Genomic DNA, 18,213 nt, shown 5'->3' with positions numbered 1-18,213 from the left:
TGCCGATATAACTAGCTTTTCAGACATAGATGTTACCCTTAGTTATGAAAAAGTATCATAAATCATTTAATAAACTCCTCTAAAAACGATTTTATATATCCATTTACTTTTAATAATTCATACGGATGCTTTTTTCTTTCTAACGCTTTTGCTCTTAACCTTACTAACGGTAACAATTCATCTTTGTGTGTATGATTTAATTTTTGTTCTTTTTTCTTTTGATTTAAAGTCATTGCATTCTGTATAGCTTCTAACTTCAAATTGTTATATTCACTTTCAATTGGCTGGTTATCTACAACTTTGGAGACTACCCTTCTTATATCGTTAGGATTTAAGGTATCAAAAATTCCTAATGAAGCAATCTCATAACTAAGATTTTCAGTTATCTCTAGTCGTCTGTACTGAAGAGTATTTTGACGCTCTGTCATAGCTTCCTTGACTTTACCCTCATATTCAGTATTCTTCTTATGATTAATCATAAGATCATCTAGATTAATCATAATATCCTCATATTTATACATTGCCTTTAAGTCATTTGTACGTAATGCATTCATCATTGGTTGGATAATTTTCATATCTTCTCTTGCTGTTTTCTTTATTACTTTCGGTGTAATTCTTTCTTCTCCATTTGCTTCATCAAATAACGCTCTTTCTTGAGCTAAAATGAACAAGTTAACTGCTACTGAGGTAATTCCTTGGCATTCCTCATAAAATGTTTTTTTCAACTCTTCCGTTAGTTCTGAATGAACCTTTAAACATTGATATGCCCATAGAGTTTCTAAGAAGAATTCCCACTCTTCACTATCTTCTACCATACTATCCCATATAATTGAACCCTCACTTGCTGCACGGCGAGCTTGTCGGAAGTTCCCTTTAAATAGTTGTTGTGCTTTCGAGGTACCGATTAATACTGTTGGTATACCTACTGTGTTTGATAATGTCACAAAGAAATTTAGCATTTCTTCCTGGTCATTTTTTGAATGAAGTAAATGCTGAATTTCATCAATGACAAGAATACCAATACCGTACATACTGGCTAATGATGTCATGTGTAATAACATTGTTGATGTAACACGATTTAAATAACCGAATTTCTCTAAATAACGTGTACCTAATAAATCATCAATTGCTTTGAAAAAGCTTTTACATAAGGTCGATAAACTACCGTCATACGGACAGTCTATTTTAAGCCAAACGATTTGAGTGCGATTAAAAGGCTGTCCTTCATACAATTCATGCTTAATGACTTGCGGATACATTAACAACAAACGTTCAATTGCAGTAGTTTTTCCGATACCTGAGATGCCAATAATCGATAGACTATCTGCTGTTGAACGAATATGGTTTAAGCGTTCATCAATATATTTATGCGCCTGCTCTTCATCCTCACGTAGGTGATGTAATATTCGAATCCGTTCAAGGAATGATTTATCTAACGGATTACGGGCTAAATAACCACGACGAATCAAAGTCGATAACCGACGCTCTACTTCAAAATGGATTGGCAACGGCTGAATGAAGTTTTTCACACGTTTTAAAACATGATAACGGATATTCGCTTCACTTTTCTTATCTTGTTCACTAATACGTGGCGTCACCACAAAACGATCCAACACATCATCTTCATCAAAGATTGGCGGTAGGGCTTCAATAAAAGGATTATGAGCATATTCAATAAGCATTTGAGTCTTATAACTTGCTTCTTCCATATCTCCTTTTAAGACGACATTATTCATCTTTTCCAAATTCCTCATCTCGCTTCCTCTTTAATTTTTCCATAAGACGTGAAGGTGATTTCTTTTGTGGTTGCTCTTCTAGTTGTATTCTTGATGTAAAATCTATGATTTCTGTTGAATGTTCAGCTACTTTGGTTGACAAATCAAATTTTTCTTCCTCGCGATTAGCTTGTTTTTCATTCGCTTTGTTATCTCGAATCGCAGCTAGTTTTTCTTTTTTACTTGTTGGTTGATGTAGGGCTTGTTTTTTCTTTTGCTCTGCTACCTTAATAATTTGATCCATCATCGTATCTGTATTTATCGTAAGCTGTACTTGTTTAGAGCGTTCCTCTTCCTCTAATTCATTTCGTAGTTGTTGCTGGAAAACAACTTCTTCTAAAAAGTCCAATTTATATTGCTGGCTAGGCTCTAATAAAATGCACGTTTCATAATCCATTCCGTTATCATTCGGGATATAAATTTTGTCTAAATGACGTGGATCATACACAATATCAATACTTTTGTTTTTCAGCTTTGCATACCATTGTTCTTCGATTGCTCGCTTTGATCCATATAATAAATTTTTGAACTTGATACCTACTCGTGAAATTGTGGCTTTACCACGTGGCAACACATTTAAACGTAAAATATCCCTATCTACTGTTCGAAGACGACCTTTCCGATTTTGAATACCCCAGTTCCATAAATTTATAGGAGTTGGCACAATTCCATCTGTAATCATCGCTTTTTCCATCGGATACTTATCAATGATTTTATGGTTATGCTGAAGCATCATTGTAATGATTAATGCCGTAAACTCCTTTAAATTCAGCGTAGCATCGAGCCTATAATCTCTATCTCCACGCTCTCGATATTCTTTTTGAATAGCACCAGGCGCTTTCTGTTTTACTTTGCCATTCATTGTACGGAATTTACGTTCAACTATACCTTTTAAATCCCCACGATATGCAGTTGTATTTTCGATTTTGATATTTAAATTATTAATAAGACCAGCTACTGCATAGCCTTCAAATTCGCCCCGGTCTGCGATAATAATTTCAGGCAAATGATACGTCGGCCATTGCTCCTCGGTAATATCAATATCGTATTGCTTACAAAATTCGACTTTATCAGCAACCATATTATCTAAAGCCATCATTGCACCTAGCCATGACGGGCCCTCTAAACCTACATATATCCCTGTAACGATTCGTGAATATACATCAACAATTGCGTAAACAACAGGTCTTCCAATAATTCGATTTACATCAAAAGAGCTGACTAAATACATATCTGCAATTGTTGCATCGACTTGAAAACGCGTCCCAGGTCCATTCGTTTCTACTTTGGAATTACTTATAATTGGACGGTACTTTAAATCATATTCCTTAGCACTTTTACGGAATTCTATATCTTTCTTTGGATCTTCAATCTTTTTGAACCAGTAGTAAAATTGATGATAGGATGGAATACGATTTGATTCCCAAATACGATATTGTATCTCTCCGTTTTCTTTGTAGCGATCTGAATAAAAATCTCGCAAAATAAAATGATAAACATCTTTTAAAGAATAATTATTAGATTTGCGATAATATTTATTAATGGCATGTTCAAACTGCGTTTTAATCTCATCAGTTATATTAATACCACTTCGATATTCACCGTTTATAGTTACTCTACGTGGACGACCAACTTTATCATGACTTAGCTTTTTAGTTTTTCCTCGACCGCCTGAGTTTGCATAATCGGGTAACATTGCATTTTTATTCATGCCACGTTGCCAATAGCGACTAAGTAATTTTTTGACCTTCGTTGGTGTAACATTCAATTCTTCAGCTATCTCTTTAATTTTTATTTCTCTACCATTCTTCAGACGCAAACTATTCATATGTTCTAGGCAATACGTTTGAATGATTTCCCAGTCTTTATCTCGCTTTTGAATTTGTACCTTAGTCAAGTCTTCTTCCACTACACCACGCGCAAAAGGATCAGTGATAATAAGCCATTCTTTTTGTTCTATATCCGTTATTAGCGAAGAATACAGCTCCTTTTTAGGCATTGATGTGTTGGCGTCGATATTAACGATATATACATAAGATTCTTCGATTTCTATAATACGAATACGTGTTGAATCTTTTACAGATTGAAGCACTTGGTTAATATAAATCATCCGTATTTCACCTTCTTCAACTTACTTTCATCAATTGACTGGATAGCAATAGGTTGTTCTACGTTTAACAGCTCTAGCATATCTACCCGAATAATTTTCTGCGAAAGTAAATGATAAAATAGCGTCATACCACTTCCCAAAGGCATATGTGTCTCTTTATCAAATACATTTGTAATTTCTCTAATACTTTGGCTTTCGTTTAATATTCTTTGTAACAATGCCATTGCTAAATCTTCAATATGTTGAGAACTTATATTTTGAAAAGCATCATATTGTTGAATATCATAATAGTCATGAATATAACTAATATTCCGAGCCATTTCTTTAGAAATCTCTAACTCGGTTACAATGCCCCAATCAATTTGTCGGCGTTCCCAGTAAATCCGTTCTATTTCAAATTTCTCAATAACTCGCTCCTTTAAAAGCTCGTCCTTCATCTTGATTGTTCTTGCGATTTCTGCTAATCCTTCACCTTTATCTACTGTTAATAAAAAATCTGTTGTCATCACAACTGGCTCATTTGTTTTTGGGTTTGTAGGATGTTTAAGACCTAATTCATCTGCAATGACAATTGTTTCTTCTAACGGCAATAAAGGAAATTGTTCTCGAATATCAACAACAGAATCCGAATATTCAGTTAAATAAAAGTAATTTCTTTCCAAATCTGATAGAAATTCATGCTGCCTATTTGTTTTAATACCTTTTAAACGTGTAGACCGACCTTTCGAAGACACATCTTGAATGTTTAACCATGGTTTATAATCGGCTCCAACTCCAGAGCCACGACCTTCTTTAATCCACTTTTCGGCTTTAGATGTTCTAGTTCGTTTTGACATAAAAACACCCCTTTAGATAATATTATCCAAAGGGGAAAAACGGTGCAACTTTTTTACAAACGGTATAACTTTATTTTAAACGGTACATCTTTTTTATAAACGGTACGACTTTATTTCAAAGCTACAGAAGAAGCCTGTATCTGCATAAAATTACTCAACTGTCACTGATTTAGCCAAGTTACGTGGTTTATCTACATCACAGCGGCGGTGTAGTGCTGCGTAATAGCTAATTAACTGTAATGGCACTACAGATACAAGTGGTGTTAGGTATTCATGAACTTGAGGGATTACTAAACGGTCCCCGTCTTCGTCTACTCCAGCCATGGCAATAATGCATGGATATGCACCACGTGCAGCTACCTCTTTAACATTACCACGGATATTTAATGATACTGCTTCTTGTGTGACAAGGGCAAACACTGGTGTACCTTCTTCGATTAAGGCAATTGTTCCGTGTTTTAGCTCACCACCTGCGAAGCCTTCTGCTTGAATGTAAGAGATTTCTTTTAGCTTCAAGGCACCCTCAAGGCTTACATAGAAGTCGATGTTACGACCGATGAAGAATGCGTTGCGTGCGATTTTTAAGTAGTCCTCTGCGATATCCTCTAATACATCTTTTGAATCGATAATTGTTTGGATACCATTTGCTGCAATCGCAAGTTCTTGTTTTAAATCGAATTCTAAGCCTTTGCCATTAGCTTTCGCCGTTACATATGCTGTTACAGCAAGTACAGCCACTTGTGCTACATATGCTTTTGTAGAAGCTACTGCAATTTCTGGGCCTGCATGTAATAAAAGCGTATGATCCGCCTCACGTGATAGTGTAGAGCCAGGTACATTTGTAATTGTTAATGTTGGATAACCAAGCTCTTTAATTTTCACAAGTACTTGGCGGCTATCTGCTGTTTCACCTGATTGTGTAATAAAAATAAACAATGGTTTTTCTGAAAGTAATGGCATATTGTAGCCAAATTCACTTGAAATATGAACTTCCACTGGAATACCAGCCATTTTTTCGAAATATTGCTTACCAATTAGACCTGCATGATAGCTTGTGCCGGCTGCAATAATATATAGACGGTCTGCTGCTCGTAATGCTTCTAAAATATTTGCGTCAATTGTTAAATCGCCATTCTCGCCTTCGTATGCTTGAATGATTTTACGAATAACTGTTGGCTGCTCATCCATTTCTTTTAACATATAGTGAGGGTACGTACCTTTTTCAATATCGCTCATATCAAGCTCTGCTGTGTATGGTGCACGCTCTACTAATGTACCGTCTAATTTTGTAATTTCAACGCTAGCTTTGTGTACGATTACGACCTCTTTATCATGTAGCTCCACATATTGGTCTGTTACCTGTAGCATCGCCATTGCATCTGAAGCTACTACATTGAAGCCTTCACCAACACCTACTAAAAGTGGTGATTTATTTTTCGCAACGAAAATTGTATCAGCCGCTTCTGCGTCTAAAAGAGCTAATGCGTATGAGCCGTGTAATAAAGATAAAGTTTTACGGAACGCCTCAGTCGTGCTTAAACCTTCTTTTACAAATAGCTCTACTAATTGCACGATGACTTCTGTATCTGTATCAGATTTCATCGGGATACCTTTTAAATATGTTTTTTGTAATAAATGATAGTTTTCAATAACTCCGTTGTGTACTAAAGTAAAACGTCCTGATGCACTTTGATGAGGATGTGCATTTAGACGATTTGGCACACCGTGAGTTGCCCAACGTGTATGACCAATACCAACTTTTGCAGCAACGTCCTCGTCTACTGCATCACGTAAATCAGCAATACGTCCTTTTTCTTTGAAGACTGTTACTCCATCTTCATTACGTACTGCAATACCTGCTGAGTCATAACCACGGTACTCTAGTTTCTCTAAACCTTTTAATAAGATTTCCTTTGCATCTGTTTCACCAATATATCCTACAATTCCACACATAAATTTCTTGTCCTCCGATATCGTCAATTTGACGCAATGACAAATTAGACCTCAACCTATCGAATTTTTTATGAATGTAAAAGCTATGCCGATTTTACGTAAAATAAGCATACTCATACAAACACAAACTTAACACTCATTCAGCCATCTGAATAGTAACCATTCGATACGTGAGATTTTCTATTTATCTATTGCTTTAACTATACCTTCTCCATTTTCTGTACATTCAATCACTCAAATGCTTTCAAAATGAAAAGTGACAATCGGGTATGTCGATCGGGAGGCATCCGCCGAATTTTCGATAAACCTCCACCTCGTCTGCTGAAGTTAGCTTCGTCCAATTTCTTCAGCTCAGGCGCTATAATTGTTTTTCCGATTTTGCGCGTTCTTCCCTCCTATGCGCTCTCGTTAAATGATAAGGTCGGACCTCATATTCAACTTCTCCATCATACTCAATCATATGCTATACGTCAAATTTTCGTTATAAAAAACACCTATTTATCCTACTTTTTAGTGACAAAGTGTAGACAAACAATCTGCTATAAAGCATTAATTTGAAATTCCTATTAAATATATGATGTTTTTTCCATGCCCTCTTGCTGGCCTAAACACAAAGCCGATTCTGGACATAATTATGCCGAGGCATAATTAATTTCGTTTGACAAAACCACTACTTAGCAATACTATATACAGTACTTAGCAACACTTAGTACAGGTGAAGCTTAGCCTGGGGGTGAGATCATGGATAATCTGAGTGAAATGCTCAAAGGAGTTTTGGAAGGTATTGTATTAGAAATCATCAGCCGTGGTGAAATCTATGGTTATGAGATTGTCAAACATCTCACGCAAATGGGGTTTGAGGGCATAGCCGAAGGAACTGTTTATTCGTTACTAATGCGTTTGGAAAGAAACCGTCTTGTCAATATTGTCAAAAAGCCATCTGAAATGGGTCCACCAAGGAAATTTTATACGCTTAATGAGCAAGGGCAAGAAAAATTAATGTCCTTCTGGGCTAAATGGGATTTTTTAAGTAGTCGTATTGAAATTTTAAGAAATAATGGAGGAAACAATCATGAGCTTTAGTCGTGAAATTCAAGAGAGAATTAATCGTTTTGCGAAAGAACAATCTCAGAACTATTTGCAAGACGCTGAAATGACCTATATGGAAAAGCTACGCAAAAAAAGTGGGCAAACTAAACGTAAAATCGACAAGCAACTATCCAAGTTTAAAGGGCGTTCCGATCAAGGTCGAGAAGCACAAGACGACATGATGCTATATATGAGCGATTATATGAATGATTTAATGTCACAAGGTTTAACGGAGCAAGAAGCCTTCCATAAGGCAAGCGAGGAATTGAAATTCGCCAGTAACTCTGAGCAATCTGAGGATTTAAATGAACGTTTCCAACAGTATTACGAAGATCGTGACCCAGCAGATTATGAGGCGATCGGGTTGTTTTATGGTGGTTTTCTATTTTTAGGATTGGGTATCGGCGGTTTAATCGGCTTTCTAACTGGCGGTGGCTATGAAGCTTTCTTGGACCGAGGCTGGATTAATACTGCAATCGGCGCTGGCGTTGGCATTATCATTGGTATCGGACTTGGACAAATTACCAATGCTATTATCGCGTTAAAAAAGAAGTAGGACTGTCCTAATTAAATTTAACATACAAGGCACAAGCATTCACTTGTGCCTTGCATGCTTAGCCTTCTTCACTCTCTAATAATTTCACAATTTCTCGATTAAACGCTGGTAAATCCTCCGGCGTGCGACTTGTGACTAATTGTTTTTGGCAAACAAACACTTCCTCATCATGAAATATTGCACCTGCATTTTCTAAGTCTACTCGAATGGATTTGTAACCAGTTGCGTCACGACCATTTAATGTTTTTGCTGTAATGAGTAATTGTGGTCCATGACAAATAGCAAAGGTTGGCTTCATATCGTCCATGAACTCCTTTACAAATGCCACAACACGATCATCTACACGTAATATATCAGGAGAAAACCCACCTGGGATGAACAATGCATCAAATTCAGAAGCCGTTACCTCATCGATGTCTCTATCAATTTTTACTTTCTCTCCGTGCTTACCTTCTACCTCAATGCCCGCTGTCGTATCAATCGTTATTAGTTCATGACCTGCCGCTTCTAATGCTCCTTTAGGACTCGTAAATTCGGCGTCCTCGAACATATTAGTAATTACCGTAGCAATTTTAGCCATTGCAATACAACACTCCTTGTCATTGTGACTCTGTACTACTGTTCCCATTCTCTTTGAAAACATTCATTTCGTCGGAAGGCTTTCAATACTTGAAACACAAAATCGTTCTATCCGTCACATTTCTGAGCCTAATAAAAAAACCCGACCTCCTTTGAAAGGAAATCGAGTTGTTGATAAATTTCGCCTTGGCGTAATTCCGTCTGGATTTTAATTGTGCCTGCACAATTAAAAATCCGTGACATCCGCCGGAGGCTTTAGCTTCATTCAGTTGGTGTTTATCACCTACTGAATGAAGCTAAACTATTTATTCCGTTAAGCCCATTTCAGTACGTACAACATCTGCTATACGCTCTACGTAACGCTCGCAGTCTTCTTCTGTCGCAGCTTCTACCATTACTCTTACAAGTGGCTCAGTACCAGAAGGACGCACTAGCACGCGACCGTTACCAGCCATATCTGCTTCTACCTCAGCGATTACTGCAGCAACTTTTGTATTTTCCGTCACAGCATGCTTGTCTGTTACACGTACGTTGACTAAACGCTGTGGAAAAATTTTCATTTCAGAAGCAAGCTCTGACAGTTTTTTACCTGTAGATTTCATAATGTTAACAAGCTGAATACCCGTTAATAAGCCATCACCAGTTGTATTATAGTCTAGGAAAACAATATGACCCGATTGCTCGCCACCTAAATTATAATCATTAGCGCGCATTTCTTCTACGACATAACGATCACCTACAGCTGTTTGTACACTGTGCATATCGTTATCTTCAACAGCTTTGTAGAAGCCCATATTACTCATAACCGTTGACACGATTGTTTGTTTTTTCAAGCGACCAACTGTATTTAAATGCTTACCAATGATGAACATAATTTGATCACCATCAACAATTTTACCGTTTTCATCTACTGCGATTAAACGGTCACCATCGCCATCGAATGCTAAACCAACGTCAGCACTTTTTTCTGTGACAAATTTAGCTAATACTTCTGGATGTGTTGAACCGACACCTTCATTAATATTTAAGCCTGTTGGTGAGGCACCCATTGTTGAGATATCCGCTTCTAAATCTGCGAATAGGTGTGTAGCTAGTGAAGACGTAGCACCATGTGCACAATCTAATGCTACATGGATGCCCTCAAATTCTTCAGTCACTGTTTGCTTTAAATATTGAATATATTTTTGTCCACCCTCGAAGTAGTCACTTACTGAACCTAAATCTGCCCCGATTGGACGTGGTAATGTATCTTCTTGTGCATCTAATATTGCTTCGATTTCAGCCTCTTGCGCATCTGTTAGTTTAAAGCCATCAGGACCGAAAAATTTAATACCATTATCAGCAACTGGGTTATGTGAAGCTGAAATCATAACGCCTGCATTTGCGCTCATAATTCGAGTAAGGTAAGCCACACCTGGTGTTGAAATAACACCAAGACGCATTACCTCCACGCCGATTGATAAAAGACCAGCTACAAGTGCACCTTCAAGCATTTCACCTGAAATACGTGTGTCACGACCGATTAAAACCTTTGGACGGTCCGTTGCATCCTTCGTTAAAACGTAGCCACCTACGCGGCCAAGCTTAAATGCAAACTCCGGTGTTAATTCACTATTCGCGACGCCACGGACGCCATCTGTTCCAAAATATTTACCCATTTTGATTATTCTCTCCTTCAATGCAAGACGGTGGTTACGCTTGTCTACACTGACAACTAGATCACTCGTCTGCTTACTTTTGGAAAAGTCTATTTTCGTTCATTTTCTGGTAACTATTCATTTTACCCCTACGCCCATTTATTCGGACTTGTAAATCAGCGAAGATAAATTGAGCATAAGGTATTTTGATTTTAGCCCGAGCAACCTTTTTCGTTAATGTTTCAAAACCGAAAATGACACCCTACCGATAGAGAACGAAATCTCTACTGAATCAAAATAAAATTATAGTCAGTTATTGTTTAAGAATCAACATCTTCTGATTTTTCTGTTGGTGGCGTGTTGTCCTCAGAAGGAGTGTCCGGTTCCTCCTTATTAGGTGGAGGAGTAGGAGTAGGTGTAGGTGTAGGCGGTGGATTAGGTGTAGGCGTAGGAGGGTTAGTAGTTGTTGTTGTCGTAGTTGTTGTTTTCTCCTGCTCTACCTTCGTAACGTCCGCTTTCACTTTAATCCTTGATTCAGATATTTTTGTCACACCTTCTGGTAATTTCACATCAAATTCATAAGTTTTTGATTCTGTAATTTTCGATAAGTCAACCTCTATGGGTATGACAGTTAAACTATCTAGGATAGATTTTCTACCGTATACCCTCACCATTGTAGGGCTAAATGTTAATTGGTTAACGGAAATACCATTTGCCACTTCCCCTATTTCCTTAAGCACTACAGGTAACTCCCTACTGTATGCTCCAATATCTACTTGTACCTTCACTGTTTCTGGTTCAATCGTAACGTCTAGCTTATTTAAATCACGATCTAGTACTTGAACTGCCGCTACCTGTGAGAACGATTCTTTCAAGCCTTGTTCACCCGTTACAGTAGCTTTTACATAGCTAATTCTTTCAATTGCACTTTTGGCACCTGTTACATACACTGTAGCTGGATTAGCAGTCATGCCATTTAAAATATACCCTTCTTCAAGTAAACGATTACTCATCTCAGGGTCAACTCGAAACTCCTGTTTTACTTTTTCCTCAATGTTAACCTTAACAGTCTCAGGGTCAAATGTAACTTGCAACTTATCAGAAATGTTTTCGTATTGTAGGTTAACATTATGTTCGCCTATAAGTAATTTACTCAAATCCACAAATACAGAAAAATCCTTCGTTGCCTTTGTTTTCATTACAAGTGGCATTGGACCTTTTATCGTAACATCCACCGTCTTAGGTATACCTGTAACAATGAGGTTCTTATCATCATAAAAAACATCTACAGGTACTTCTCGAATTACCTCTGTTTGCTCACTCGATATTGTTTTACTTTTAGGAGATAATTCGGTACGAACGGAGAAAAATAACAAAAAGGCTAGAAATAGTGCGACGATTCGTAACACCCAAGGGCTATCCATCATTTTATCCATTCTTTTTCCCCCTCCAAGTTAACTTAGAGGCTGCATTTGACTCCTGAGCTAATCCGAACCACATTTTACGTAACAGTCCTTCGAATTCCTCTAAAGAAAGATTTCGATGTAGATTACCATTCATTGTAAGACTAATGGCACCAGTTTCTTCTGATACGACAATAGTAATGGCATCTGTCACTTCACTTAAGCCAAGTGCAGCTCGGTGGCGTGTCCCAAGCTCTTTAGAGATAAATGGACTCTCAGAAAGCGGTAAATAACAAGCTGCTGCCGATATTTTATCTTTCTGCATAATCACTGCTCCATCATGAAGCGGTGTATTAGGTATAAAAATGTTAATAAGTAACTCCGATGAAATTTCGGAATTTAGTCCTATGCCCGTTTCGATATATTCATTAAGACCAGTTTCTTTTTCAATAGAAATTAACGCCCCTATACGACGTTTGGCCATATAACTAACAGATTTCTTCATCGCCTCAATAAGCCTAGTTTGTTCTTCCTCAACTTGATTAATTGAACGTTGGAATAGTTTCCCTCTACCAATTTGTTCAAGACCGCGTCTTATTTCAGGTTGGAAAATGATAATAACCGCCAAGAAACCGAAATCGATAACTTGTTGTAACATCCACCCTAACGTTTCTAACCCCAAAAATTCTGTAGCAAGGCGCGCAATAATAATTACGAATATTCCTTTTAATAATTGGACAGCCTTCGTACCTTTAATGAGGGTTAAAATTTTATAAATAACGTACCATACGAGCAGTACATCTAATAAGTTAATAACAATATTCACAGGTGTTAAATTAGCGAAATGTTCGATAATTTGCACGTGGCATCCCCCACTTTTCATTGCGAATCCATACACATTTAAGTATAGCACATTCTTAACAAATGTAACTTTTTTCAAATAAAAAGTCTACTCAAAAGAGTAGACCTTTCAGCCTCTCACGTGCACTATTTATTAGGACGTATAGAGTGTTATTTAGTTGCTTGGTTCTCCTCGAATGTTACAGCAGACTTTACTGAATTTTTAATCGTATACCAAAGCCATTCAAATACTTCGTCAATTTCTTCTATTTTTCCTGAAACAACTGCTGAAGATGCCATATACTGTCCATTAATAACGGTAACATTGCCATCCACTTCACCTTCAACAATTAAATCACCATTTTTAACAACTATGTCGCCTTTTACAACTTCTCCCTCCGGTACAATAACCGTTTGACCTTCAACAACAAGGTTTGGTTGTTTAGTCACAGAGAAATGTTGGTCATCCATGAAATTACCTAGTAAAGTTGCACTCATGAATAAACAAAAAACTGCTGCTGCCACAAAGAATGGATGCCGGCGAATCCATTTTTGCATGCCTACACGACTTTTTGGTTTCGGTAAACGAGCCATGACGGCTTCTTCAAAATGCGGAGGTGCTGTAATGTGGGAAGCACTCTTCACAAAGGCGATTGTTTCACTTAATTCCTGCATCAATTGTTTACAATCATTGCATGTATGCAAATGGCGTTTCAACTCTTGCTCATGCTCACGACTAATGTCACCATCTAAATAATCATGGATATAGTCTATAATATGCTCTGGACAAGTATTCATGACGCTCCCCCTCCTACAGATTGTTTAATTGCTTACGTAATGCTTCACGTCCGCGGTGAATCCTCGTTTTCACCGTTCCAAGAGGCATATCTAAAATCTCGCTAATTTCCTGTAATGATAATTCTTCAATATATTTCAATACTATAACTGAACGGTATTTATCCGGCAAACGTCCAATCTCATATTGAATGCGGTCTTGCAGTTCCATTTGCTCGATCTGTTCCTCTGGTAGCTGGTCATCTGCTGCGATCTGCGAATACATATCAAGCCCTTCTGTACCAGCTACTTCCGCATCTAAATAATAATCCGGCTTTTTCTTCCGGATTCGGTCTATACAAAGGTTTGTCGCTATGCGATAAAGCCACGTCGAAAATTTTCTTTTCTGATCAAAAGTATGCAAATTCATATAAGCACGAACAAACGCTTCTTGTGTAATATCTTCAGATTCTTGCTTGTTCCCTAACATCCTATAGCATACTTGGTACAGTTTGTGCTGATAGAGACTCACAATATCTGCAAATGCGTTTTGATCACCTTTAAGCACTTGTTTTATTCTCTTGTTTACTAACGCATCCATTGTGTTGATTTCTCCACCTTTACAACTGTCTTATACTATACGACCCATCGATAAGAAAAGTTTCATTTTATTATTAATTATAGCAAAAGATTTTTATACATTGTGGCAATAGGCAATTTTTTGTCAAACATCTTTAAACTAAGGTTTCACCAAATAAGGAACCCATCAATGCTACTGCAACATCAGCTGTTCTGTTCTTTTCATCTAATATCGGATTAACTTCAACAAATTCAGCAGATGTTAGCATACCTGATTCCTGAAGCATTTCCATCGCCAAATGGCTTTCTCGATACGTAATCCCACCAGGTACAGGCGTCCCAACCCCAGGAGTATAAAGTGGATCTAACCCATCTAAATCAAGTGATAAATGCAAGCCATCTATATCACGCGCTCTTAAATAGGCAAGTGCATCTTCCATTACACGCGTCATTCCAAGACGATCTACCTCATGCATTGTATACACCTTGATTCCTTGCTGTCTAATTAATTCACGTTCTCCCGGATCTACGGAACGTGCTCCAATAATAATGACGTTTTCAGGTTTAATTTTTGGTATATTATTACGAATTTTCACTAAGCGTTCATGACCAAGCCCAATGCTAACAGCTAACGGCATGCCATGTATATTACCAGAAGGTGTCGTTTCAGGCGTGTTAAGGTCCGCATGCGCATCAAACCAAATAACACCTAAATTTTTAAAATGCTCACCAAGCCCAGCTAGTGTACCTATAGCAATGCTATGATCGCCACCAAGTACAAGTGGAAACTCCTTTTGTTCCAATGCCTTACTCACACTATTAGCCAAAGATGTACTCACATCGATAACTTCCTCTAAATTTAATAGCTGTTTATCAACAATTGTACCTTCTTTTTTTTGACTAACACGTATATCCCCTTGATCATGTACTTCATGCCCAACTGCCTCTAAGCGCTCTACAACACCTGCGTAACGGATGGCACTCGGACCCATGTCTACCCCTCTACGAGTTTGCCCATAATCTGTCGGCACTCCAATAATAGAAATATTTAGTTTATTCATTTTTTCATACCCCCTTTAACTTGTAAGTCTATTGTATAGCCTAGATCCTACATGGCTCAACCTAACAATTATATGAATATTTATACAATTAATTATACTTCGGCACCTGGATCGGTAAGGAGTTAAAAAGAGCATAAAAAAATCTCCTGCTGTTTTCAGCAAGAGATTAGTATCTGTAGTTAATGTTACACTTTTGAATATGTTTTATTCTATAAAAGTGAGCCATGAAGGACTCGAACCTTCGACCCTCTGATTAAAAGTCAGATGCTCTACCAACTGAGCTAATGGCTCAAAGAATATAAATGGCTGGGGTACTAGGATTCGAACCTAGGCATGACGGAATCAAAATCCGTTGCCTTACCGCTTGGCTATACCCCAATCATATATATAAAAAACTGGTGGAGGGGGACGGATTCGAACCGCCGAACCCTAAGGAGCGGATTTACAGTCCGCCGCGTTTAGCCACTTCGCTACCCCTCCGAAATAACACATTATGGTGGAGGATGACGGGCTCGAACCGCCGACCCTCTGCTTGTAAGGCAGATGCTCTCCCAGCTGAGCTAATCCTCCATAGAATCAGGTGTTTATTTCTTCACAGTTATTTTTCTTTTTAAGCCTTCGCATTACTACAAAGCTTTAAAAATGGTGACCCCTACGGGATTCGAACCCGTGTTACCGCCGTGAAAGGGCGGTGTCTTAACCACTTGACCAAGGGGCCATTTCAGATATCTCGAACAAGACAAGAATTATAATAACATTTTTTTACGTTCGATGCAATACTTTTTCAAACTTTTTTTGTACTTTTTTATATGTATAACATCATCATTATAAATGGGCAAAAAAATGGCTCCGAAGGCAGGACTCGAACCTGCGACAACCTGATTAACAGTCAGGTGCTACTACCAACTGAGCTACTTCGGAACAATACTATTCAATTCGGTTTTTAAAAACCTCTCAAGTACATTTATTATTATATCAAGCATTATAAATTATGCAATACTTATTGTAAAAATTTTTATATTTTTTGTCGAAGCATTCCTGTGTATTAACTAAAAACCTAATAGTTCTCTATTAGATCTAATATTTCTATTTTATGTATAGAATATTCTTGCTGTATATTATTGTAATTGATAAAATAAAGATAGTTTTAAGAATTTTCTATTAAATTGATTTGGGGGAGGAATGTTCACATGGTAACAAACGATTTAATTGCACCAGAATTCTATAATATTACAGAGGAATTGGAGAAATTTTCTCAAGATAGTGATCGTCAAGCAATAAGATGGCTAAATACTCAACAGGAGCGACGAACGGTTTCCTATGTTGAACTTGTTCAAAAAATGAATCAATACGCGAATGTCTTAACGAAGAAGGGGCTTCAAAAAGGCGATCGCGTATTAGTTATTATTCCACGTCTGCCTGAAGCTTATTTTGTCTTTCTTGGATGTCTAAAGGCTGGAATTGTTCCTATTTCATGCTCAGAAATGTTACGTGCAAGTGATTTAGAGTATCGTATGGAGCACTCTTCTGCAAAGGCAGTAATTGCCTATGAAGTGTTTACTAGTGAAGTAGATCGTATTACTTCTTCAGTAGAAGCTTTAAATAATAAATTAGTTATAGGTTCTGCTACAGGTGATTGGACGTCTTTAAATGAATTGGCTAGTACACAGCCAGATACATTTAAAGCAGCTGCGACGAAAAGAGATGATATGGCATTTCTTTCTTATACATCAGGCACGACTGGTAAACCAAAAGGAGCTGTTCATTCACACGGTTGGGGATATGCGCATATTAGAACAGCTGCTTCTCAATGGCTTGGTGTACGTGAAGGTGATCTAGTTTGGGCTACAGCAGCTCCAGGGTGGCAAAAATGGATTTGGAGTCCATTTTTATCGACTATTATGCTGGGCGCTACTGCATTTGTATACCATGGAGGATTTGATGCAAAAACATACCTTCAACTGCTTCAAGATGAGAAAGTCAATGTATTATGCTGTACGCCAACAGAATATCGCATTTTGGCGAAGCTTGATAATTTAATAGACTATAATTTATCTTCACTACGTAGCGCTGTTTCTGCTGGTGAACCGTTAAATCGACCAGTCATCGAAACATTTATGAACAACTTTGGTCTTAAAGTGCGCGATGGCTATGGCCAAACGGAAAATACTTTATTAATCGGCACGCTCGAAAATTCTGAATTACGTCCTGGTTCAATGGGTGTTCCTACTCCAGGCAATATTGTTCGTATCATTGATCATGAGGGTAACGAGGCACCAATTGGCGAAGTTGGAGATATTGCGGTACATAAATCATCTCCTGCTCTATTTAAAGAGTACTATCGTGAGCCTGAACGTACACAAGCAGCCTTCCGTGGAGATTGGTATATTACTGGTGACCAAGCTAAATGCGATGAAGACGGCTACTTCTGGTTTGAAGGCCGAGGAGATGACATCATTATTTCATCAGGCTATACAATTGGACCATTTGAGGTAGAGGATGCTTTAAATAAACATGAAGCTGTACAAGAATGTGCTGTAGTCGCAGCACCAGATGAAATTAGAGGACATATTGTTAAAGCCTTTGTCATCTTACGAGAAGGCTTCAAAGATCGTGATGAGGCCGAGTTAACAAAAGAACTACAGGAGCATGTTAAAGCATTAACAGCACCTTATAAATATCCTCGAAGCATTGTCTTTATCGATGAGCTACCAAAAACAACTTCTGGGAAGATTCGTCGTATAGAGCTACGAGCTGCAACTGTATAAAATAAAGAAAGGAGACATTTTAACCAAGTAATTGGTGAAATGTCTCCTTTATATATTGCTTTTATTTAATATTCTTCTGGATATAAAAAAAAGCCACTACTGAGATTATCAGCAGCGACTTTTTGCGCCTAGCGACGTCCTACTCTCACAGGGGGAAGCCCCCAACTACCATCGGCGCTAAAGAGCTTAACTTCCGTGTTCGGTATGGGAACGGGTGTGACCTCTTTGCCATCATCACTAGACTATTGTCGAC

Annotated in this window: 14 protein-coding genes, 6 tRNA genes and 1 rRNA gene; 3 read left to right on the top strand and 18 right to left on the bottom strand. The window is 37.8% G+C overall.

Annotation, left to right across the window (positions count from 1 at the left end):
* Positions 1–62: 62 nt before the first annotated feature.
* The 4 genes from ACVYAD_RS09585 to glmS all read right to left on the bottom strand — a co-directional run bounded on the left by ACVYAD_RS09585 (position 63) and on the right by glmS (position 6,674).
* Positions 63–1,754, bottom strand: a complete 1,692-nt coding sequence (locus tag ACVYAD_RS09585) for an ATP-binding protein (protein ID WP_476426063.1) — start codon at positions 1,752–1,754, stop codon at positions 63–65.
* Complete coding sequence (locus tag ACVYAD_RS09580) at positions 1,729–3,885, bottom strand: Mu transposase C-terminal domain-containing protein (RefSeq protein WP_476426061.1); 2,157 nt, start codon at positions 3,883–3,885, stop codon at positions 1,729–1,731. The genes ACVYAD_RS09585 and ACVYAD_RS09580 overlap by 26 nt, the downstream gene beginning before the upstream one ends.
* On the bottom strand, positions 3,882–4,721 hold the full coding sequence (locus ACVYAD_RS09575; protein ID WP_476426060.1) for a TnsA endonuclease N-terminal domain-containing protein: 840 nt from the start codon (positions 4,719–4,721) through the stop codon (positions 3,882–3,884). The genes ACVYAD_RS09580 and ACVYAD_RS09575 overlap by 4 nt, the downstream gene beginning before the upstream one ends.
* Positions 4,722–4,871: 150 nt before the next feature.
* Positions 4,872–6,674 carry a glutamine--fructose-6-phosphate transaminase (isomerizing) gene (gene glmS, locus ACVYAD_RS09570; protein ID WP_476426058.1) on the bottom strand — a complete coding sequence of 601 codons (1,803 nt, stop codon included), beginning with the start codon at positions 6,672–6,674 and terminating at the stop codon, positions 4,872–4,874.
* Positions 6,675–7,415: 741 nt separating this feature from the next.
* Between glmS and ACVYAD_RS09565 the strand changes: the two genes are divergently transcribed.
* Positions 7,416–7,757: a PadR family transcriptional regulator gene (locus tag ACVYAD_RS09565; RefSeq protein WP_197143166.1), complete on the top strand. Its 342-nt coding sequence runs from the start codon at positions 7,416–7,418 to the stop codon at positions 7,755–7,757.
* The gene (locus ACVYAD_RS09560) at positions 7,747–8,319 is read left to right on the top strand and encodes a hypothetical protein (protein ID WP_349659501.1); all 573 of its coding nucleotides are present in this window, start codon (positions 7,747–7,749) and stop codon (positions 8,317–8,319) included. Before ACVYAD_RS09565 ends, ACVYAD_RS09560 begins: the two co-directional genes overlap by 11 nt.
* 58 nt (positions 8,320–8,377) lie before the next feature.
* Here the strand turns inward: ACVYAD_RS09560 and ACVYAD_RS09555 are convergent, their stop codons facing one another.
* From ACVYAD_RS09555 to ACVYAD_RS09495, 13 genes are all read right to left on the bottom strand, one after another.
* A complete protein-coding gene (locus tag ACVYAD_RS09555; protein ID WP_386831836.1) occupies positions 8,378–8,899 on the bottom strand; it encodes a type 1 glutamine amidotransferase domain-containing protein in 522 nt (173 codons plus the stop codon).
* 304 nt (positions 8,900–9,203) lie between these two features.
* Entirely contained in the window at positions 9,204–10,556 is a 1,353-nt protein-coding gene (gene glmM / locus ACVYAD_RS09550; protein WP_476426056.1) for a phosphoglucosamine mutase, read from the bottom strand.
* A gap of 299 nt (positions 10,557–10,855) precedes the next feature.
* Positions 10,856–11,971 (bottom strand): CdaR family protein, encoded by a 1,116-nt coding sequence (locus tag ACVYAD_RS09545; protein ID WP_476426055.1) that lies wholly within the window; start codon positions 11,969–11,971, stop codon positions 10,856–10,858.
* The gene (cdaA, locus tag ACVYAD_RS09540; protein ID WP_197143161.1) at positions 11,964–12,800 is read right to left on the bottom strand and encodes a diadenylate cyclase CdaA; all 837 of its coding nucleotides are present in this window, start codon (positions 12,798–12,800) and stop codon (positions 11,964–11,966) included. The genes ACVYAD_RS09545 and cdaA overlap by 8 nt, the downstream gene beginning before the upstream one ends.
* Before the next feature lie 149 nt (positions 12,801–12,949).
* Complete coding sequence (locus ACVYAD_RS09535) at positions 12,950–13,576, bottom strand: anti-sigma factor (protein ID WP_349659505.1); 627 nt, start codon at positions 13,574–13,576, stop codon at positions 12,950–12,952.
* A 13-nt stretch (positions 13,577–13,589) separates the two neighbouring features.
* Entirely contained in the window at positions 13,590–14,153 is a 564-nt protein-coding gene (sigW, locus tag ACVYAD_RS09530) for an RNA polymerase sigma factor SigW (protein ID WP_197143159.1), read from the bottom strand.
* A gap of 133 nt (positions 14,154–14,286) precedes the next feature.
* On the bottom strand, positions 14,287–15,192 hold the full coding sequence (gene rocF, locus ACVYAD_RS09525; protein WP_476426053.1) for an arginase: 906 nt from the start codon (positions 15,190–15,192) through the stop codon (positions 14,287–14,289).
* Positions 15,193–15,410: 218 nt separating this feature from the next.
* Positions 15,411–15,483: transfer RNA gene (locus tag ACVYAD_RS09520), tRNA-Lys, on the bottom strand.
* Between the two features lie 12 nt (positions 15,484–15,495).
* A tRNA-Gln gene (locus ACVYAD_RS09515) sits at positions 15,496–15,570 on the bottom strand.
* Positions 15,571–15,588: 18 nt separating this feature from the next.
* Positions 15,589–15,672, bottom strand: a tRNA-Tyr gene (locus ACVYAD_RS09510).
* A 14-nt stretch (positions 15,673–15,686) separates the two neighbouring features.
* Positions 15,687–15,762, bottom strand: a tRNA-Val gene (locus ACVYAD_RS09505).
* Positions 15,763–15,835: 73 nt separating this feature from the next.
* A tRNA-Glu gene (locus tag ACVYAD_RS09500) sits at positions 15,836–15,910 on the bottom strand.
* A gap of 126 nt (positions 15,911–16,036) precedes the next feature.
* Positions 16,037–16,113: transfer RNA gene (locus ACVYAD_RS09495), tRNA-Asn, on the bottom strand.
* A gap of 269 nt (positions 16,114–16,382) precedes the next feature.
* Here ACVYAD_RS09495 and mbcS point away from each other — a divergent pair.
* On the top strand, positions 16,383–17,960 hold the full coding sequence (mbcS, locus tag ACVYAD_RS09490; RefSeq protein ID WP_476426052.1) for an acyl-CoA synthetase MbcS: 1,578 nt from the start codon (positions 16,383–16,385) through the stop codon (positions 17,958–17,960).
* A 126-nt stretch (positions 17,961–18,086) separates the two neighbouring features.
* Here the strand turns inward: mbcS and rrf are convergent.
* Positions 18,087–18,202: ribosomal RNA gene (gene rrf / locus ACVYAD_RS09485) — 5S ribosomal RNA — on the bottom strand.
* Positions 18,203–18,213: the final 11 nt, after the last annotated feature.

Source organism: Lysinibacillus sp. G1-3 (genome assembly GCF_056322905.1).
Note: the sequence above shows the minus strand (reverse complement) of the source record. Positions and strands in the feature narration are given on the sequence as shown.

What these genes read in the sequence shown, in the direction of transcription:
- ACVYAD_RS09585 (WP_476426063.1), bottom strand. Translation starts at nt 1,754, where the DNA reads ATGAGGAATTTGGAAAAGATGAATAATGTCGTCTTAAAAGGAGATATG.
- ACVYAD_RS09580 (WP_476426061.1), bottom strand. Translation starts at nt 3,885, where the DNA reads ATGATTTATATTAACCAAGTGCTTCAATCTGTAAAAGATTCAACACGT.
- ACVYAD_RS09575 (WP_476426060.1), bottom strand. Translation starts at nt 4,721, where the DNA reads ATGTCAAAACGAACTAGAACATCTAAAGCCGAAAAGTGGATTAAAGAA.
- glmS (WP_476426058.1), bottom strand. Translation starts at nt 6,674, where the DNA reads ATGTGTGGAATTGTAGGATATATTGGTGAAACAGATGCAAAGGAAATC.
- ACVYAD_RS09565 (WP_197143166.1), top strand. Translation starts at nt 7,416, where the DNA reads ATGGATAATCTGAGTGAAATGCTCAAAGGAGTTTTGGAAGGTATTGTA.
- ACVYAD_RS09560 (WP_349659501.1), top strand. Translation starts at nt 7,747, where the DNA reads ATGAGCTTTAGTCGTGAAATTCAAGAGAGAATTAATCGTTTTGCGAAA.
- ACVYAD_RS09555 (WP_386831836.1), bottom strand. Translation starts at nt 8,899, where the DNA reads ATGGCTAAAATTGCTACGGTAATTACTAATATGTTCGAGGACGCCGAA.
- glmM (WP_476426056.1), bottom strand. Translation starts at nt 10,556, where the DNA reads ATGGGTAAATATTTTGGAACAGATGGCGTCCGTGGCGTCGCGAATAGT.
- ACVYAD_RS09545 (WP_476426055.1), bottom strand. Translation starts at nt 11,971, where the DNA reads ATGGATAAAATGATGGATAGCCCTTGGGTGTTACGAATCGTCGCACTA.
- ACVYAD_RS09535 (WP_349659505.1), bottom strand. Translation starts at nt 13,576, where the DNA reads ATGAATACTTGTCCAGAGCATATTATAGACTATATCCATGATTATTTA.
- sigW (WP_197143159.1), bottom strand. Translation starts at nt 14,153, where the DNA reads ATGGATGCGTTAGTAAACAAGAGAATAAAACAAGTGCTTAAAGGTGAT.
- rocF (WP_476426053.1), bottom strand. Translation starts at nt 15,192, where the DNA reads ATGAATAAACTAAATATTTCTATTATTGGAGTGCCGACAGATTATGGG.
- mbcS (WP_476426052.1), top strand. Translation starts at nt 16,383, where the DNA reads ATGGTAACAAACGATTTAATTGCACCAGAATTCTATAATATTACAGAG.